Source organism: Streptomyces sp. CBMA29 (assembly GCF_014596445.1).
Lineage (GTDB): Bacteria > Actinomycetota > Actinomycetes > Streptomycetales > Streptomycetaceae > Actinacidiphila.
This window is the reverse complement of the sequence record NZ_MECL01000115.1, coordinates 1-17,583: the sequence shown is the minus strand read 5'-3', so window position 1 is coordinate 17,583 and position 17,583 is coordinate 1. Positions and strand designations below refer to the sequence as shown.

13 protein-coding genes, 1 tRNA gene and 1 pseudogene are annotated in these 17,583 nt (G+C 71.8%); 4 read left to right on the top strand and 11 right to left on the bottom strand.

What is annotated here, in order from left to right:
• Positions 1-119: 119 nt before the first annotated feature.
• The 3 genes from BGM09_RS16590 to BGM09_RS16580 form a co-directional block, all read right to left on the bottom strand.
• Positions 120-1,100 (bottom strand): ribose-phosphate diphosphokinase, encoded by a 981-nt coding sequence (locus BGM09_RS16590; RefSeq protein ID WP_188282371.1) that lies wholly within the window; start codon positions 1,098-1,100, stop codon positions 120-122.
• Between the two features lie 143 nt (positions 1,101-1,243).
• On the bottom strand, positions 1,244-2,701 hold the full coding sequence (gene glmU / locus BGM09_RS16585; RefSeq protein WP_188282370.1) for a bifunctional UDP-N-acetylglucosamine diphosphorylase/glucosamine-1-phosphate N-acetyltransferase GlmU: 1,458 nt from the start codon (positions 2,699-2,701) through the stop codon (positions 1,244-1,246).
• A gap of 108 nt (positions 2,702-2,809) precedes the next feature.
• A tRNA-Gln gene (locus tag BGM09_RS16580) sits at positions 2,810-2,881 on the bottom strand.
• 222 nt (positions 2,882-3,103) lie between these two features.
• Here BGM09_RS16580 and BGM09_RS16575 point away from each other — a divergent pair.
• Together BGM09_RS16575 and BGM09_RS16570 are read left to right on the top strand one after the other, a co-directional pair.
• Entirely contained in the window at positions 3,104-4,096 is a 993-nt protein-coding gene (locus tag BGM09_RS16575; protein ID WP_188282369.1) for an acyl-CoA desaturase, read from the top strand.
• Positions 4,097-4,244: 148 nt separating this feature from the next.
• Positions 4,245-4,847: a TetR/AcrR family transcriptional regulator gene (locus BGM09_RS16570; protein WP_188282429.1), complete on the top strand. Its 603-nt coding sequence runs from the start codon at positions 4,245-4,247 to the stop codon at positions 4,845-4,847.
• A gap of 106 nt (positions 4,848-4,953) precedes the next feature.
• Here BGM09_RS16570 and ppc read toward each other — a convergent pair whose 3' ends face one another.
• A complete protein-coding gene (gene ppc, locus BGM09_RS16565; protein WP_188282368.1) occupies positions 4,954-7,689 on the bottom strand; it encodes a phosphoenolpyruvate carboxylase in 2,736 nt (911 codons plus the stop codon).
• Positions 7,690-7,945: 256 nt separating this feature from the next.
• Here ppc and BGM09_RS16560 point away from each other — a divergent pair, with 256 nt between their 5' ends.
• Positions 7,946-9,289, top strand: coding sequence for a sensor histidine kinase (locus tag BGM09_RS16560; protein ID WP_188282367.1), 1,344 nt, complete (start codon positions 7,946-7,948; stop codon positions 9,287-9,289).
• 117 nt (positions 9,290-9,406) lie between these two features.
• Here BGM09_RS16560 and BGM09_RS16555 read toward each other — a convergent pair whose 3' ends face one another.
• The 3 genes from BGM09_RS16555 to BGM09_RS16545 form a co-directional block, all read right to left on the bottom strand.
• A complete protein-coding gene (locus BGM09_RS16555) occupies positions 9,407-10,360 on the bottom strand; it encodes a DivIVA domain-containing protein (protein WP_188282366.1) in 954 nt (317 codons plus the stop codon).
• 190 nt (positions 10,361-10,550) lie between these two features.
• Positions 10,551-11,186: an NADPH-dependent F420 reductase gene (locus tag BGM09_RS16550; RefSeq protein ID WP_188282365.1), complete on the bottom strand. Its 636-nt coding sequence runs from the start codon at positions 11,184-11,186 to the stop codon at positions 10,551-10,553.
• Between the two features lie 47 nt (positions 11,187-11,233).
• Positions 11,234-12,046 (bottom strand): inositol monophosphatase family protein, encoded by an 813-nt coding sequence (locus tag BGM09_RS16545; protein WP_188282364.1) that lies wholly within the window; start codon positions 12,044-12,046, stop codon positions 11,234-11,236.
• Between the two features lie 116 nt (positions 12,047-12,162).
• Here BGM09_RS16545 and BGM09_RS16540 point away from each other — a divergent pair, with 116 nt between their 5' ends.
• Positions 12,163-13,074, top strand: a complete 912-nt coding sequence (locus BGM09_RS16540; protein ID WP_188282363.1) for a LysR family transcriptional regulator — start codon at positions 12,163-12,165, stop codon at positions 13,072-13,074.
• A 111-nt stretch (positions 13,075-13,185) separates the two neighbouring features.
• Here the strand turns inward: BGM09_RS16540 and BGM09_RS16535 are convergent, their stop codons facing one another.
• The 4 genes and pseudogenes from BGM09_RS16535 to BGM09_RS16520 all read right to left on the bottom strand — a co-directional run.
• Positions 13,186-14,490 carry an SUKH-4 family immunity protein gene (locus BGM09_RS16535; RefSeq protein WP_411158318.1) on the bottom strand — a complete coding sequence of 435 codons (1,305 nt, stop codon included), beginning with the start codon at positions 14,488-14,490 and terminating at the stop codon, positions 13,186-13,188.
• Complete coding sequence (locus BGM09_RS16530) at positions 14,487-15,773, bottom strand: peptidoglycan-binding protein (protein ID WP_188282362.1); 1,287 nt, start codon at positions 15,771-15,773, stop codon at positions 14,487-14,489. The genes BGM09_RS16535 and BGM09_RS16530 overlap by 4 nt, the downstream gene beginning before the upstream one ends.
• A 180-nt stretch (positions 15,774-15,953) precedes the next feature.
• On the bottom strand, positions 15,954-16,820 hold the full coding sequence (locus BGM09_RS16525) for a DsbA family protein (protein ID WP_188282361.1): 867 nt from the start codon (positions 16,818-16,820) through the stop codon (positions 15,954-15,956).
• A 43-nt stretch (positions 16,821-16,863) separates the two neighbouring features.
• Positions 16,864-17,583 (bottom strand): annotated as a pseudogene (locus tag BGM09_RS16520) (glycosyltransferase); the annotation flags it as partial.

Sequence of the window (17,583 nt, the reverse complement as noted above, 5' to 3'; positions counted from 1 at the left end):
GGAGACCGTTACGAGGAGCGCGCCGATAACGGAGGTCCGCCGGAAAAACCGGGGCCTCCCTCGCCGAGCAACGCGGACAGCGTAACCGGCGGGGAGGCCCCGGGAGAAATCGATCTAGCTCAGTGCTCGGAGTCCTCGAACAGGCTGGTGACCGACCCGTCCTCGAACACCTCGCGCACCGCGTTGGCGATGGTCGGCGCCATGGACAGCACGGTGATCTTGTCGAGGTTCAGCTCGCGCGGGGTCGGCAGGGTGTCGGTGAGGATGAACTCGCTCACCCGGGAGTTCTTCAGCCGGTCCGCGGCGGGCCCGGAGAGCACACCGTGGGTGGCGGTCACGATGACGTCCTCCGCGCCGTTGGCGAACAGCGCGTCGGCGGCGGCGCAGATCGTACCGCCGGTGTCGATCATGTCGTCCACCAGGACGCAGACCCGGCCCTTGACGTCACCGACGACCTCGTGGACCTTCACCTGGTTGGCGACGTCGGGGTCACGGCGCTTGTGGACGATGGCCAGCGGCGCGCCGAGCCGGTCGCACCAGCGGTCGGCGACCCGTACCCGGCCGGCGTCCGGCGAGACCACCGTGAGCTTGGAGCGGTCGACCTTGGCGCCCACGTAGTCCGCGAGCACCGGCAGGGCGAAGAGGTGGTCGACCGGGCCGTCGAAGAAGCCCTGGATCTGGTCGGTGTGCAGGTCGACGGTGAGGATGCGGTCGGCGCCCGCGGTCTTGAACAGGTCCGCCATCAGCCGGGCCGAGATCGGCTCACGGCCGCGGTGCTTCTTGTCCTGCCGGGCGTAGCCGTAGAAGGGCACGATCACGGTGATGCTCCGCGCGGAGGCCCGCTTGAGAGCATCGAGCATGACGAGCTGTTCCATGATCCACTTGTTGATGGGAGCGGTGTGGCTCTGGATGAGGAAGCAGTCCGCGCCGCGGGCCGACTCCTGGAACCGCACATAGATCTCGCCGTTGGCGAAGTCGAAAGCCTTGGTCGGCACCAGGCCGACTCCGAGACTGTGTGCCACCGCCTCCGCCAGATCGGGGTGGGCGCGGCCGGAGAAGAGCATCAGCTTCTTCTCACCGGTCGTCTTGATCCCGGTCACTGCACCGTCTCCTTGGAGTTTTCGACTGGTGTTCGGCACAGCTTCGCCTTCGGTTAGGCGTGCTGGCGGAATTGTGTGCAAGCCACACGGTACGCCCCAACCGGCGCATCTGTGCACCTCAAGGGGCCTGGATGAGACGTCCCTCACTCGCCCTGCGGCGTGTCTCCTCGTTGTGCGCGTTCGGCGGCTTCGGCGGCGGCGCTGCCGGGACGTTTGCGCGCCACCCAGCCCTCGATGTTGCGCTGCTGACCGCGGGCGACGGCCAGCGATCCGGCCGGAACGTCCTTGGTGATCACCGATCCTGCGGCGGTGTACGCGCCGTCCCCGACGGTGATCGGCGCCACGAACATGTTGTCGGAGCCGGTCTTGCAGTAGCTGCCGATGGTGGTGTGGTGCTTGGCCTCGCCGTCGTAGTTCACGAAGACGCTGGCGGCGCCGATGTTGGTGTACTCGCCGATCGTGGCGTCCCCCACATAGCTGAGGTGCGGCACCTTGGTGCCCTCGCCGATCGAGGCGTTCTTCATCTCCACGTACGTGCCGGCCTTGGCCTTGCGTCCGAGCCTGGCGCCGGGGCGCAGGTACGCGTACGGGCCGACGGTCGCCTGCTCGCCGATCTCGGCCTGGTCGGCGACGGTGTTGGAGACGCGCGCGCCGGGGCCGACCGCGGTGTCGGTGAGCGTGCAGTTGGGGCCGACCTCGGCGCCCGCGCCGACGCTGGTGGCGCCCAGGAGCTGGGTGTTGGGGTGCACCAGGCAGTCCTGCTCGAAGCGGACGTCGACGTCGACCCAGGTGGAGGCGGGGTCGACGATCGTGGCGCCGTCCAGCATGGCGCGGTGGAGCAGCCGGTCGTTGAGCACCCGGCGGGCCTCGGCGAGCTGCACCCGGTTGTTCACCCCGGCGATCTCGCGGTGGTCGGGGGCGACGTACGCGCCGACGCGGTGGCCGGCCTCGCGCAGGATGCCGAGGGTGTCGGTCAGATACTCCTCGCCCTGCGAGTTGTCCGTGGTGATCTTGCCGAGCGCGTCGGCGAGCAGGGCGGCGTCGAAGGCGTAGACCCCGGAGTTGATCTCGGCGATCGCCAGTTGGGCCGGGCCGGCGTCCTTCTGCTCGACGATCGCGGTGACCCGGTCGTCGGAGGAACGGAGGATCCGGCCGTAGCCGGTGGGGTCGGGCACCTTCGCGGTGAGGACCGTCACGGCGTTGCCGTCGCCCTCGTGCGCGCCGACCAGGGTGTGCAGGGTCTCGGCGGTGAGCAGCGGGGTGTCGCCGTAGGTGACCACCACGGTGCCGTCCAGGACGACGCCCTGCGCGGACAGCGCGTCCAGGCCGATCCTGACCGCGTGCCCGGTCCCGTTCCGCTCGTGCTGCACGGCGGTGAGCGCCTGCGGGTCGACGACGCTCAGATGCTCGGTGACCTGCTCGCGGGCGTGGCCCACGACCACCACGAGGTGCTGCGGAGCCAGTTCGCGGGAGGCGGCGACCACATGGCCGACCAGGGAACGGCCGCAGATCGGGTGCAGGACCTTCGGGGTGGCCGACTTCATGCGGGTGCCCTCACCCGCGGCGAGGACGACGACGGCAGCCGGACGGTTCGGGCTCACGTGAGGAGACTCCTCGGCTTCGGGTGCTGGACATCCGCAGGATACCGACGGGTTCCCGGAAGGACGCCGGGCGGCCCCGGCCGGACCGGCCGGGGCCCCGGTGAGGTGCTCCGCCGCCAGGACTCGAACCCGGACATAAGGCACCAAAAGCCCCAGTGCTGCCAATTACACCACGGCGGATCAACCCGCGTTTTCGACCCGTTGGCGAGCCGGGCGGGCTGGACTTCACCATCATGCCGTACGCGCCGGGGTGGACGCGACGTTGATCCGGGGTAGAGATCGCCCGACGGGCCGCACGAAGTGGTTCTGTCGCTCGTCGTCGGCCGCTGCAATACTTACGGCGGCGTAAGTTACGGGCTTGACCGGCTGAAACCAGCCCCCTCAGATCCCCAAGGGACAGACATGACCACGCAGACGGACGTGAGGCCCGAGTCCCGGGAACCCGGGCCCTCGGGACAGGAAGACGCGCTGAACAGCGCCACCCGCGGTGGTGAGAGCAAGCGGTCGATCGAGCAGATCGCGCTGCTGCTGTTCATCAGCATCCCCTTCGTGGCGCTGGTGGCGGCCATCCCGCTCGCCTGGGGCCGCGGCATGAGCTGGCTGGATCTCGGCCTCATGATCGGCATGTACTTCCTCGGCTGCCACGGCATCACCATCGGCTTCCACCGGCACTTCACCCACGGTTCGTTCAAGGCCAACCGCCCGCTGAAGATCGCGCTCGCCATCGCCGGATCGATGGCCGTCGAGGGCCCGATCGTGCGCTGGGTGGCCGACCACCGCAGGCACCACAAGTTCAGCGACGCCGAGGGCGACCCGCACAGCCCGTGGCGGTACGGCGAGACGCTGCCCGCGCTGATGAAGGGCCTGTGGTGGGCCCACATGGGGTGGCTGTTCGACGAGGAGCAGACCTCGCAGGCGAAGTACGCGCCCGACCTGATCAAGGACCCGGCGATCCGCCGCGTCTCGCGCGACTTCTGGCTGTGGACGCTGATCTCGCTGCTCGTCCCGCCGGTGGTCGGCGGCCTGGTCACCATGTCGTGGTACGGCGCGTTCACCGCGTTCTTCTGGGGATCGCTCGTTCGGGTGGCGTTGCTGCACCACGTCACCTGGTCGATCAACTCGATCTGCCACGCGGTCGGCAAGCGCCCCTTCAAGTCCCGTGACCGCTCCGGCAACGTGTGGTGGCTGGCAGTCCTGTCCTGCGGCGAGTCCTGGCACAATCTGCACCACGCCGACCCCACCTCCGCCCGGCACGGCGTGCTGCGCGGCCAGGTCGACTCCAGCGCCCGGATCATCCGCTGGTGCGAACAGCTCGGCTGGGCCACCGACGTCCGCTGGCCGACCGCGGACCGTATCGCGGCCCGCCGTAAGGAAAACATCAGTGAAGCGGCATGATTGACGCGTGAGCGACGGCAGCGGATCGAACGGCGACGGCAGAAGCGGCAGAGCCTCGGGTACGGATTCGGGTACGAAGTCGGGCTCACGTCCGGCCACGGCCTCGGGCGCGGCGGGACCCACCGCCCGGCGCGCCCGCCGGGTCCGTATGACCGGCAAGGAACGGCGCGAGCAGCTTCTCGACATCGGCCGCACGCTCTTCGCGGAACGTGGCTTCGAGGGCACCTCGGTCGAGGAGATCGCCCACAAGGCGGGCGTCTCCAAGCCGGTGGTGTACGAGCACTTCGGCGGCAAGGAAGGGCTCTACGCCGTCGTCGTCGACCGTGAGATGCGCCGGTTGCTCGACATGGTGACCGGCGCGCTCACCGGCGGCCACCCCAGGGAGCTGCTGGAACAGGCCGCCTTCGCGCTGCTGGACTACATCGAGCAGTACACCGACGGTTTCCGCATCCTGGTGCGCGATTCACCCGTCGCCCAGTCCACCGGCACCTTCGCCTCGCTGATCAGCGACATCGCCACCCAGGTCGAGGACATCCTCGGCCACGAGTTCAAGCGGCGCGGATTCGACCCGAAACTCGCCCCGATGTACGCGCAGGCGCTGGTCGGCATGGTGGCGCTCACCGGCCAGTGGTGGCTGGACGCGCAGAAGCCGAAGAAGGCCGAGGTCGTCGCCCACCTGGTGAACCTCTCCTGGAACGGCCTGGCGGGCATAGAGCCCAAGCCGCGGCTGATCGGCCACCGCAAGAACTGAGGCGGCGGCCGGCGTACAGGCGCTTGGACGTTTAGGCGCAGGGCCCCATAGAAGAAGGCGCCCGGCGGACCGATCATCGGTCCGCCGGGCGCCTTCTTCCGATCGGTCAGCCGGTGTTCCGCAGCCCCGCCGCCACACCGTTCACCGTCAGCAGCAGCGCGCGCGCCAGCAGCGGGTCGGGGTTCTCGCCCCGCTCCGCCGCCTCACGCTGCCGTGCCAGTAGCGTGACCTGGAGGTACGAGATCGGGTCCAGGTACTGGTCACGGATGTGGAAGGTCTGCGCCAGCAGCGGGTTGCCCGCCAGCAGCTCGGACTCCCCGGTGATCCGCAGCACCTCGCTGACCGTCAGCGCGTGCTCCGCCTCGATCGTGGCGAAGACGTGCTTCAGCTCGTCGGGCACCAGGGTGTCCACGTAGTGCCGGGCGATCCGCAGATCGGTCTTGGCCAGGGTCATCTCGACGTTGGACAGGAAGTTGCGGAAGAAGTGCCACTGTCCGAACGCCTCGTCGATCACCGGGCCGAGCCCCGCCTCGCGGGCGGCCTTCAGACCGGCGCCGACCCCGTACCAGCCGGGGACGATCTGCCGGGACTGCGTCCAGCCGAACACCCACGGGATGGCCCGCAGACCGTCCAGTCCCGCGCCGGAGTCCGGGCGGCGCGAGGGACGCGACCCCAGGTGCAGCTCGCCGAGCTGGTCGACGGGCGTGGAGGCGAAGAAGTACGGCGGCAGGTCCGGGTCCTCGACCAGCTTGCGGTACGAGTTGTGGGCCGCCTCGGAGACGATGTCCATCGCCGCGTCCCAGCGCGACAGCGCCTCGTCGGACTGCCGGGGCGCGGTGTGCAGCGCGGACGCCTGGAGCGTGGCGGCGACCGTCAGCTCCAGGTTCTCCCGGGCGAGCGAAGGGATCAGGTACTTGTCCGAGATCACCTCGCCCTGCTCGGTCACCTTGATCTCGCCCTCCAGGGTGCCCCAGGGCTGGGCGAGGATCGCGGTGTGCGAGGGGCCGCCGCCGCGGCCGACGGTGCCGCCGCGGCCGTGGAACAGCCGCAGCCGCACCCCGTGCCGGTGCGCGACGTCACGCAGCCGCCGCTGCGCCCGGTGGATCTCCCACTGCGAGGTGGTGATGCCGCCGAACTTCGACGAGTCGCTGTAGCCGAGCATGACCTCCTGCACGTCACCGCGGAGCGACACCAGCCGCCGGTAGGACGGGTCGGACAGCATCTCGTCCAGGAGCTGGTCGGCGATCTTCAGCTCGTCGGTGGTCTCCAGCAGCGGCACGATGCCGATCTTGGCGATCCCGGCGTGCAGGTCGACCAGCCCGGCCTCGCGCGCCAGCACCGCCGTCGCGAAGACGTCGTCGGAGCCCAGGCACATCGAGATGATGTACGACTCCACCACCTCGGGACCGAACCGCTCGAAGGACTCCCGGATGGTGTGGAACACCCCGAGCGTCTTGGCGCCCGCCGCGTCCAGCGGCGCCGGGGTCGGCGCCAGCGGGCGGCGCGAGCGCAGCTCCTTGGCCAGCAGCTTGCGCCGGTAGTCGCGCGGCATGTCCGCGTACCGCCAGGACTCCTCGCCGAGCCGGTCGAAGAGCTGCCCCAGCGCGTGGTGGTGCGCCTCGGCGTGCTCGCGTACGTCCATGGTCGCGAGCTGGAGGCCGAAGGCGGCCAGGGTCCTGATCGTACGGTCCAGGCGGCCGTCGGCGATCAGGCCGCCGCGGTGGACGCGCAGCGAGTCCTGGATGAGCTGGAGGTCGTGCAGCAGACCGCCGGTGCCCAGGTAGTCGCGGCCGGGGACGTGCGGGGTGCCGCCGGCCAGCCGCTCGCGGGTGTTGACGAGCTTCTGCCGGATACAGGTCGCCTTCAGCCGGTACGGCTCCTCGGCGTTCAGCCGCTTGTAGCGCGGGCTGATCTCGGGCAGCGCCACCAGGTCCGTGGCGAGCGAGTCCAGCAGGTCGGTGCTCGCGCCGCAGTTGCGGATCGAGTTGGAAAGCGAGCCGCGCAGCAGGTCCACCAGGTCGAGCGCGTCGGTGATGCCGTGCTCGTGCTGGAGGATCAGCACGTCCCAGGTGACCTGCGGGGTCACGTTGGGGTTGCCGTCGCGGTCGCCGCCGATCCAGGTGCCGAAGGTCAGCGGGCGGGTCCCCGCGGGCAGCGGCAGCCCGACCCGGTCCAGCTCCGCCGCCAGGTCCTCCAGGACGTCGCCGACCGCGCCCGCGTGCAGCTCGTCCAGGTAGTAGATGGCGTTGCGCGCCTCGTCGGCGGGTTCCGGGCGCACCACCCGCAGCTCGTCGGTCTGCCACAGCAGGTCGATGTTCTCCGCCAGCCGCAGGTCCGCTCGGCGCCGGTCGCCGGTGCCCTGCCCGGTGGTGTCGTCCAGCAGCTCCGCGATCCTGCGCAGCTTGTTCAGCACACTGCGTCGCGCGGCCTCGGTGGGGTGCGCGGTGAAGACCGGCCGCACGTTCAGATTCCGTACGGTCTCGCGTACGTGCTCGGGGTCGCCGTCCTTCAGCAGGTCGGCGGTCTGGGCGAGCAGGCCGCCCTCCTGCGCGCGGCGCTCGCGCAGGTCCCGGCCGCGGTGCACCTGCTCGGTGACGTTGGCCAGATGGAAGTAGGTGGAGAAGGCGCGGACCAGCTTGGCGGCGGTCTCCAGGTCGGTGTCGCCGAGAAGCGTGGCGGCTGCCTCGCCGTCGGTGCGGGTCAGGGCACGTACCCGCTCGACGAGATCGAGGAGTTCCTGGCCTTCCTGTCTCACCAGCGTGCCGCCGAGCAGTTCTCCCAGGCGGCGGATGTCGGCTCGCAGGGCGGTACTGCTCTCCGGGGCGGTGTCGGCGCTGCTCACAGGTGCGGCTCCTTGTGCAGTGGAAGTGGACGACGGCATACAAGGCATAGGGGAAGACGTGGCTGCGGACCGCGCTGTCCGACCGCTCCAGGATAGGCGGCCGCCTCCGCGGCGAGACGGCCCGCCCACCTGGCGGACACGGCACCCGGTCGCGCTCGCCCCCTGAGACCCTTACCGGTCCCGTCGGCCGATACGGCGCCGATACGGGGCTGACACGGCCGCCACGCGGCCTCGGGCACCGCCTAGTCTGGACGCCATGAGTACGACGGGGGCGCACGTACCGGACGACGGGGCCGGCGGACGGCCCGGGTCCGGCTGGTGGTGGTGGACGCGGCGGCGCGGCTTCCTCCTGGACCTGGCGCTGGCCGTGGCCTCGGCCGTGGAGTGCGCCTTCGAGGGCGTGACCTTCGCCCACAAGACCGGGGTGACACCCGCGGTGGCGGCGCTGATCGGGCTGCTCGCGGGCAGCACCCTGCTGCTGCGCCGCCGCTGGCCGATCGCCGTGGTCCTGGTGGGCATCGCCCTGAGCCCGGCCGAGCTGGGCTTCCTGCTGTCGGTGGTCGGCCTCTACTCCCTGACCGTCTCCGAGGTGCCGCGCCGGATCACCGCCGCGCTCGCCTCCATGAACGGTCTCGGCACCTTCCTGGTCTCCTTCATCCGCCTCCACGACAGCCTGCGCAATGCGGACGACAACCGCTCGATGTCCCTGCCGATCGTCCTGAGCACCTCACTCCTGCTCGCCCTCGGCCTCACCGCCCCGCCGGTCCTGCTCGGTCTGTACGTACGGGCCAGGCGCCGGCTGGTGGAGAGCCTGCGGGAGCGGGCCGACGGCCTGGAACGCGAGCTGGAACTCCTCGCGGAGAAGGCGGCCGAGCGCGCCGAGCGGGCCCGCGCCGAGGAACGGACCCGGATCGCCCGCGACATGCACGACGTGGTGGCCCACCGGGTGAGCCTGATGGTCGTCCACGCGGCGGCCCTCAAGGCCGTCGCCCTCAAGGACCCCGCCAAGGCGTCCAGCACCGCGGAACTGCTCGGCGACATGGGGCGCGAGGCGCTGACCGAACTGCGCCAGATGCTCGGTGTGCTGCGCACGGCGGAACCGGAGCGCGCGCCCGCGCCCGCGCCGCGGCTTCCCGCGCCACCGGTTCTCGCGCCCGAGGCTGAGTCGGAGCCCGAGCCCGAGCCCGAGCCGGAGCCCGAGGGGCCCTGCATCGATCAGCTCGGCGAACTCGTCGAGCAGTCCCAGGCCGCCGGGATGACCGTCGAGTTCACCGTCGAGGGCGAGGAGCGGCCCTGCGGCGCCCGCGTCGAACAGACCGTCTACCGCGTGGTGCAGGAAGCGCTCACCAACGTCCACAAGCACGCCGCAGGGGCCAAGGCCCATGTCCGGCTCGCCTACCGCGAGCTCGAGGTCGCCGTCCTCGTCCTCAACGGGCCCTCCGACGGCACCCCCGCCACTCCGCTTCCCAGCGGGGGGCACGGGCTTGTCGGCATGAAGGAACGTGTCACCACCCACGGCGGCGGTTTCGCCGCAGGCCCCACCCCCGACGGCGGCTTCCGCGTCTCCGCCCTGTTGCCCCTGGCAGCCCGCCCGGTCTGAGACCCGCCTGCCGCTGGACGGTCAGCCGCTCTTCGAGGCCGGGGCCCCGGGGCGGTTTCTTTGCGCTGGGAGGCACGCCGTGCACTGAGGGGCGCTGGGGGCAGCGCACTTTCGTGGTCAGGTGGGGTCGGCTTGCTCGGGGAGGCCGGGGGCATCCGGGGTTTCGGGGTGGTCCGGCCCGGAGGGCGGGAGGTGGCGGCCGGTCAGCGAGGCGAGGGTGGCCCGTACGTGCGCGAGGTGCGCCCGAATCTCGTCGCGGTGCTGCTCGTGCTCGCGCAGCGAGCGCTCGCTCTCGCGACGGGTGCGCTCCTCGTGCGTCCGCGCCTGGGCAAGCAGCTCCGACGCCCGCTCCTCGGCCTCCCGCTGCTGCACCCGCAGGGCCTCTTCGGCGTCGGCACGCTCCTGGTGCGCCTCGTGGAGGCGCCGTTCGGCGTCGCCGAGGAGGTCGGCGAGCCTGCTGTCGACTCCGGCCTCGCGCTCGGCTAGCTCGTGTTCGAGGGTGTCGAGCCGTTCGCGGCGCTCCTTGTCGACCTCGGCCAGGGTCCGGCCGACGTCCTGCCGCATGGCGTCGAGGGCACGGCCCGCCTCGCCGCGTACGGCCTCGGCTTCCGCGCGGGCCTGGCCGAGGATCTCGGAGGCGCGTCCGCACGCCTCGTCCAGGAGCCGTTCCGCCTGCTCCTCGGCGGCGGCGAGCCGGGCGGAGGCGGCGGCGCGGGTCTCGTCCTGGAGGGTGCGGCGGGCGGTCTCCGCGGTGTCGCGCGCGTGCTGCGCCTCGGCCTCGGCGCGGTCGCGTACGGCCGCGGCCTCCTCCTCGACCAGCCGCAACAGCTCCTGGGCGCCGTCGCCGAGCGCGTCGAACGAGGTGGCGCCGAGCGCTTCGACCTGGTGCCGCAGCGAGGCGCACTCGGCGTCCATCTCGTTGGCGAGCACCGTCAGCCGTGCGGCCCGCTCCCAGGCGGCGTCCCGGTCCTCCGACAACTCGTCGAGGAAACGGTCGACCTGTTCCGGCCGATAGCCGCGTCCGCGCGCGGTGTCGATGTTGCGGGCTGACGATGCGGTGTTGCTGCTCATGCCCTGCCCCTCGCCGTCGGCCGTTCCGTCCTGCCTATTTTTGGCTTATGTCCGAATTGTACGGGGTGCGACACTCCGACCTGTCTCCTACCCATCCACTCCCTTCCCGATGGCCCCGAACACAGACGGGCCGGGTGAAGAAGGGAAGTGCCCTTCGTCACCCGGCTCTTCGCCGTGTGCGGGGTGGGGGTCAGCGCGAGAGGGAGACGGCGAACGGCGTGAAGCCGTTCCGGCGCAGGACGTGGGGCACGGCCAGGATCATCGCCTCGGTGGCGCGGGCGGTGCCGATGCCGCCGAGATCCTCGATCCAGGCGGGCTGCCAGCCGAGGTCGGCGAGCAGACCGGTGACGGTCTTCTTCGCGTTCTCGTCGTCCCCCGAGACAAAGGCGGTCGGCGGGGTGGCCAGGATTCCGGGAGCGGTCATGACCATGAACAGCATGGTGTTGAGGGTCTTGACCACACGGGTGTCGGGGAGCGCGGCCTGAAGGTGTTCGGCGAGACTGCTGCCGGGGTAGCACAGGTCGCCGGGCAGGCCGTCCTCGGCGTCGCGGGTGGCGTTGGAGACATCGACGAGGATCTTCCCGGAGAGCTCGGCGCGCAGGCCGGTGAGGCGTTCCAGCGAACTGTCGCCGGGCGTCGCGTTGATCACGATGTCCGCGCCGCGGGCGGCCGTGGGCTGGTCGGCGAGGACGACCGTAGGGGCGGCGCGGGCGGCGGTGTCTGCCGGGGTCCGGCCGCCGAGGGTGACCTGGTGTCCCGCGGCGGAGAGCTTGTTGGCGAGGCCGGTCCCGACGCGGCCCGCGCCCAGGATGCCGATGGTGGTCATGAGGTGATGCTCCTTGCGGTGTCGGGCGGGAAGTGCGGGGCGTCCGGTCAGGCGATCGGCGACAGGACAGCGCGGGCGGCGGCGTGGACGCCGGGGGCGGCGGCCAGGAAGTCGCGGCTTCCGGTGTTCCAGGGCTCGCCCGCCAGGTCGGTGACGGTCCCTCCGGCCTCGGAGACCAGCAGGGCGCCGGCGACCAGTCCTGAGCGGACGTCGGAGAACTGCCAGAAGGCGTCCATGCGTCCGGCGGCGACGTGGATGAGCTGCATCGTGGCGGGCACGGACACGCGTACGACCAGGCCGTTGACGAGCATGGCGGTGACGGAGTCACCGATCCGCCGGAAAGTGCGCTCGTCCTCGCCGGGCCTGGCCTGACCGGTGCCGATGAGCGCGGCGGCCAGGTCGGTCTTGGCGGACACCGTCAGGGGCCGGTCGTTGAGGCGGGCGCCGCCGCCGGCGACCGCGGTGTACGTGTCGCCGGTCAGCGGCAGGTGGACGACGGTGAGCACCGGCTGGTTGTCGCGGACCAGGGTGGCGGTGACGGCCCAGTCCTCCATGCCGTGCACGTGGTTGATGTTGCCCTCGGCGGGGTCGACCACCCACCACTCCCCGGGCGGGAGCGCGCCGCCCGCCAACTCGTCCTCGGTCCACCGCGATCCCGGCCGGGCCCGCAGCAGCGGTTCGCGCAGCACGCTCAGCACCGCGTCGTCGTTGGCGTGGATCTCCGCGACGACCTCGTCCAGGCTCACGCCCCGGGCGTGCGTGGTGTAGCGGTCGCGCAACGTACGACCGGCGGTCCGGACCGCGGCCGTCACGTCGGCCAGGAGGGTCGTGCCGACGGCGAAAGGCATGGCTGTGCTCATGGGGGGCTCCCTGGTGCCGATGGATGCGGGGCGGTTCCTCTCGCGCCCGCACTTCGACGGTAGGCCGCCCGTGGATTAACGACAAGTGCATGCTTTTCACTTGTAGATTTACTGTCATGCAACTGGATCTGAACCTGCTCACGGCCCTTGACGCCCTGCTGGAGGAGGGGAGCGTCACCGGCGCCGCGGCCCGCCTCCATGTGACCGCGCCCGCGATGAGCCGATCCCTGGGCCGTATCCGCAAGGTCACCGGTGACCAGATCCTGGTCCGCGCCGGGCGCGGCATGCTCCCCACCCCGCGTGCGCTCGCGATGCGCGCCGAGGTCCACGCTCTCGTGCAGCAGGCCCACCGCCTGCTGTCCGCGCGGCAGAGCCTCGACCTGGCGGCTCTGGACCGGGTCTTCACCGTGCGCTGGCACGACGCGCTGACCGCGGCCTGCGGCACCGCCCTGACCAGGGCCGTCCGCGAGCAGGCGCCCGGCGCCCGGCTGCGGCTGTCCGCCGAACCCGGCACGGACACGCCCGAGTCGCACCGGGGCGAGGCCGACCTCGAATCCAGCTCCGGCCGGTCGGCGCTTCCCGACGTCCGCCACCGCCTCGTCGGCCGGGACCGGCTGGTCGTCGCCGTCCGGCCCGGCCACCCGCTCGCCGAGGGCCCGGTGAGCCCCGAGCGTTACGCGGCGGCGGAACACCTCACCGTTTCCCGGCGCGGAAGTCTGCGCGACTCGGTCGACGACGCCCTGGCCGCGCGCGGCCTCGAACGGCGCGTCGTCGCCGCCGGGCCCACCGCCGCCTTCGCGCTGCGGCTGGTCCTCGACACCGACCTCGTGGTCACCGTGCCCGACGCGGTCACCCGCGAGGCCCGGGACCACCTCGGCCTGCTCACCCTGCCGACGCCGCTCCCGTTGCCCGACGTCCCCTTGTACCTGCTGTGGCACCAGCGGTACGACGAGGACCGCGCCCACATCTGGCTGCGCGACCTGGCCACCGAGACCGTCCGGGCGCTGTTCTCACCGCCGAGCGCCTGACCGGCCCGTCCGACCCGGCACAGCGACCGGCCCCGCCGCAGCGGGGCCGGTGACGCCTTTCCCGCGACCCGGCGCGGCGGTACATCCGTCGGCCGGGCCCTCCCGGGGCAGTTACAGCAGTCCGTCCCACATCTGCTCGATGAGGACCGACCACCAGTGGTCGGGCGAGGCGATGGCCGCCGGGTCCTGCGCGGCGAGCTGCGCCTGGAAGTCCACCGTCCAGCGGCCCGCCTGATCGGGCGTCAGCCCGATCCGCAGCCGCCACATCCGGCCCAGCAGCGCCAGGCAGCGGGCGAATTCCGGCAGGCTCGAATTGACGAACTGCGGCGGCGCGGGCTGTCCGCCGGGACCGGCCTCCAACGGCACCGCCACGATGTGCGCGGTGCCGTACTGCACACAGAGCTGACGGCCGAAGTCATTGCCCATCACCAGATACGAGCCCGCGTCCGACGCCGCCCGCACGCCGCGCTGCTGGGCCAGCTCCGCCAGCGTCGGCACCGGCTGGCCCGGCTGGGCCTGCGCCCAGAAGAACGGGCCGAAGTCCACCGGCAGCCCGGACCACACCAGGGTCTGCGCCACGATGTCGGGCACGCCCTGCCGGGACACCGCCCGCTGGTCGAAGCGGAACAGGCCCTGCGGCCCGAAGGCCGCCGCCAGCTCCTGCCCGATCACGTCGAGCGGCACCGGCGGCACCCGCAGCACACTGTGCGGGTCGGGCATCGGCACCCGCTGCGGCTGCGGGCGCGCGGGCGCGCCCGCCACCTGGTGCAGCTCGCCCTGGTGCGTCAGCAGATGCTGGACGCCCTGCTGGCGGCTGGCGTGGTCCCTGCCGTACGGCGCGGTGTGGCTGATCCGCACCTGCGGCCAGGTCTCGCGGATCATCCGCGTGCAGTAACCGCCGGGCAGGTCGCACGACTCCAGTTCGGTGTGCAGTTCGAGCACCTGCTCGGGCCGCACGCCCATCGAGCGCAGCTCGTGCAGGATCTGCCACTCCGGGTGCGGAGTGCCGGGCGCCGAACGCCGGATGAGCTGCTGTTCACTGCCGTCCTGGCCGCGGTAGCGGAGCACCGCCATGTAGCCGGGGCCGACCGTCGGCACCGCCGCCGGCTGCGGGTAGCCGTAGCCGGGAGGCGGGGGCGGGGCCATGCCGCCGCCGGGCGGGGGCGGCAGCAGGGGGCGGCCGGCGATGTCGGCGGGCAGGACGCCGGCCCGCCACAGCAGCCAGCAGAGGCCGGCGGTCGCGGCGAGCACGACGACGGTCGCGGTCCAGCCGGGCAGGCAGGGCCCCGGCCGTTCGACGAGCTCCGGCGGGGCGGCGGGGGCGGGAGCGGAGTGGCCTTCGGTGCTGCCGCTGTGGGCGGCCGGGCGGGTCTGCTCCGGCAGACCCGTCCCTGCGGCGGTGGAAGATGTCGTCACGTGAACAGTCGTCTCCAGGTCTCGGGGCCGGGGTAGCCGTCCGCGTCGCGCCCGGTCCAGCCAAGGGACCGCTGGAACGCCTCGACATTGCGCCGGTCTGCCTCGCCCCATGTACGGCTGGGGCCCACCGTGTAGTTCTTGCCGAAGCCCTTGGCGACGAGCCGTTTGCCGAGGGCGAGTACCGAGTCGTTGGTCTGGCCGGGCCGGAAGGCGCCCGCGCCGGGGTAGGCCGGGACCTTGGCGGGGGTGCCGCCGGAGGCCCGCGGGGCGCCGGAGATGTCGCGGCCCTTGTCCTGGACGAGATACGACCAGGTCGTGGGTCCTGGCAGCCCGTCCGCGTCACCGCCCGACCAGCCCTGGGCGCGCTGGAAGGCACTGGTCGCACCGCGGTCGGACTCGCTCCACTTCGGTCCGGGACCGACCTTGTAGTACGAGCTGGCGCCGCGGCCGACCAGCATGGTGCCGAGCCGGGTGACGCTGGCGTTGTCGGCGCCAGGGCCGAAGGCGGACGTGCCGGGGAAGGCCGTGGAACCCGACGACCCACCGGACCCCGATCCCGAACTGCTGCCACCCGCCAGATACTTGTACCGGTAGGGAATGTATTTCCCGGAATTGGACCAGTATGCGTACGGCGTGGTCTGGACCCGGGTGGCCGGGACCGTCTGCTCGTAGCCGGTGTACGCGGTGTGCGCGTCGTCCACCCAGCCGTCGAAGATGATCGTGTGCGAGCCGTGTTCGGGGTCGGCGGCGTTGTGGAAGAGCAGGATGTCACCGGGCATCAGCTCGTCCTTGGTGATCCGGACGCCGTAACTGGCCAGATTGCCGGTCCAGGCGCTGCTGCCCAGACCCCAGGCCATGGAGACGAAGCCGGAGCAGTCCTGCCGGTACCCGTCCTTCCAGTACGCGGTCATGCTGTACGGCACCTTGGCGTCCGCCCAGGTGCGGGCGCGCTGGATGATCTGGTCGCGGGTGAGCCGCAGGGGTGCGGCGGCCGGGGCTGTGGCCGGGACCGCGGCAGTGGCTGTGGCAGGGGCCGCGGCGAGCGCGGCGCGGCCCGTGGTGAAGGCGGTGGCCTGCGACGGCAGCGGCACGGCGGCGACCGCTCCCGCGGCGCCGCCCAGCGCGGTGCCCGCGGCGGCGGCCACGACCACCACACGGGTCGTCGCGCCGGTGGCCGGTCCACCGGTGTCGCGCGCCATCGAGTCGGCGAGGCGCCGTCGGGCGCACTCCTCACAACCGCAGGCGGGCAGCGGTTCGACGTCATCGAACACCGGTATGGACATGCGCACCACTCCTCCGTGATCGGGTGTCACATGCCTTCAGTACCCGATTTCGCCTAAAAGTTGACGAAATCTGACATACCGATGATTCAAGGGCACGAAACACCCGACCGCGGGGAGCGGCGATACAGCGGCGATACAGCGGTGGGGAAGACGGAGCGGCCGGAGAAATCCGACAGTCCGTCAGCCCAGCAGCGTGGGCGTGTCCGACGGTGTGGCCTGCACCGCGATCACGCGCTTGGCCTCGGCGAGCACCATCTTGCGCAGCTTCTGCGGGGTCAGCGTGGAGTGCACGTCCTTGACCGGTGTGCCGTTGATCTCCACCACCGGGATCGAGCCGAGGCCGGACTTCGCGAAGTCGTTCTGCGACTGCTGCACCCAGCCGTTGTGGTCGCCCTGCTCCAGGCACGGCTCGAAGTTGCTGAGCTTGATCTTCCCGGCCTTGACGGCCAGTTCCTTCAGGAAGTTCAGGTGGGTCAGCGTGTCGCTCTTCGGGTCCGGCTGGTGCTTCCAGACTTCCTTCATGAACTGCGTGAAGCGGCTCTGGTCCTGCGCGCACGCCGCCGCGTTGGCGACGATCTTGGAGCCCTCGCCGCCGTACTGCTGGTCGGAGGCGGTCACCAGGCGGTACTGGAGCTCCGCCTGGCCGGTCGTCAGCAACTGCGTCAGCGTGGCCTGGTACTCATCGGCGAACGCCTTGGAGTCGGGGCTGCGCAGGTCCACGAAGATCGTGACCGTGACCGGCACGGACGGCCGCACCGGCAGGCCGAGCTTGGGGCCCGTGGGGGTGGCGCTGGGGCTGGGCGACGCGGTGTCCACCGGGCCCGTGGGCACGATGGGCGCGGCGATGACGCCCGAGGGCTCGCGCACCTTGTCGTCCTTGGTGCTGCGTACGTGCTCGCCGATCAGCGCGGACCCGCCGAAGATCACCACGATCGCGGTCGTGCCGACCGCGTAGGGCCGTACCCGGTCCAGGAGGGACCTGCGCTTGGGCTTGCTCCCCCCGTCCTTCGCACGGTCCTGGTTCCCGGGTCCCTTGGACTCCGTCATGACAACGCCACCTCGATATTGCCGCACCAGCTCTCGCGCCTTTTTACCATCGTCCCCATGCGCCACGTCCAGCCGGTCCCCCATGAGCGCCGCCGCGCCCGGCCGGTCCTGCGGCCTCGCGCGCCCAGACGACCGCCCCATCGACCGTCGCCACCCGCCGGTAGCCGGAATCCAGCAGGTCACGCAGGGTCGGCGTGCGGGCGACCGCGTACGGGGCGCCGCGGGAGTCGTCGACCACCAGCGCGGGCGGGTGCGCGGAGAATTCCGCGCCGAAGGCACGCCAGGCGCCCGGGACCGCGTACCGCTCCCCCACCCGGACCCCGCCGCGCCCGCCGCTGAAGTTGGTGAGGAAGCCCGCGGTCAGATAGCGGCTGGCGGGCCGCCGGTCGGCGAACCAGTACGTCTCGGGGTGTATGCCCCACACCAGGACGCGGTCGTCGGGCGCGGTGTGCGCGCGGACCGCGGCCGCGACGGTGACCGCGTGGTCCAGCTCGCGGCTCGGCGCGGCCAGGTCCCAGACCAGGAATCCGGCGCAGGCCAGTACGGTCCAGCAGGCGACGGCGGCGCGCAGCCGGGGCAGCGCGCGGACGGCGGCCACACCGATCAGCACCAGCGGGGGCACCGCCTGGAGGAAGTAGTGGCCGTAGAACTGGAAGCCGGAGACCACGGCGGCCCCTGAGGCGGCCAGCCACACCCACAGGTCGGCGGGGACCGGGCGGCGGCGCAGCGCCCAGGCGGCGCCCGCGGCCAGCAGCGCCCCGGC

Excerpts from the sequence above, each read along its gene's own strand:
- BGM09_RS16575 (WP_188282369.1), top strand. The coding sequence starts at position 3,104 with ATGACCACGCAGACGGACGTGAGGCCCGAGTCCCGGGAACCCGGGCCC.
- BGM09_RS16570 (WP_188282429.1), top strand. The coding sequence starts at position 4,245 with ATGACCGGCAAGGAACGGCGCGAGCAGCTTCTCGACATCGGCCGCACG.
- BGM09_RS16560 (WP_188282367.1), top strand. The coding sequence starts at position 7,946 with ATGAGTACGACGGGGGCGCACGTACCGGACGACGGGGCCGGCGGACGG.
- BGM09_RS16555 (WP_188282366.1), bottom strand. The coding sequence starts at position 10,360 with ATGAGCAGCAACACCGCATCGTCAGCCCGCAACATCGACACCGCGCGC.
- BGM09_RS16550 (WP_188282365.1), bottom strand. The coding sequence starts at position 11,186 with ATGACCACCATCGGCATCCTGGGCGCGGGCCGCGTCGGGACCGGCCTC.
- BGM09_RS16545 (WP_188282364.1), bottom strand. The coding sequence starts at position 12,046 with ATGAGCACAGCCATGCCTTTCGCCGTCGGCACGACCCTCCTGGCCGAC.
- BGM09_RS16540 (WP_188282363.1), top strand. The coding sequence starts at position 12,163 with ATGCAACTGGATCTGAACCTGCTCACGGCCCTTGACGCCCTGCTGGAG.
- BGM09_RS16530 (WP_188282362.1), bottom strand. The coding sequence starts at position 15,773 with ATGTCCATACCGGTGTTCGATGACGTCGAACCGCTGCCCGCCTGCGGT.
- BGM09_RS16525 (WP_188282361.1), bottom strand. The coding sequence starts at position 16,820 with ATGACGGAGTCCAAGGGACCCGGGAACCAGGACCGTGCGAAGGACGGG.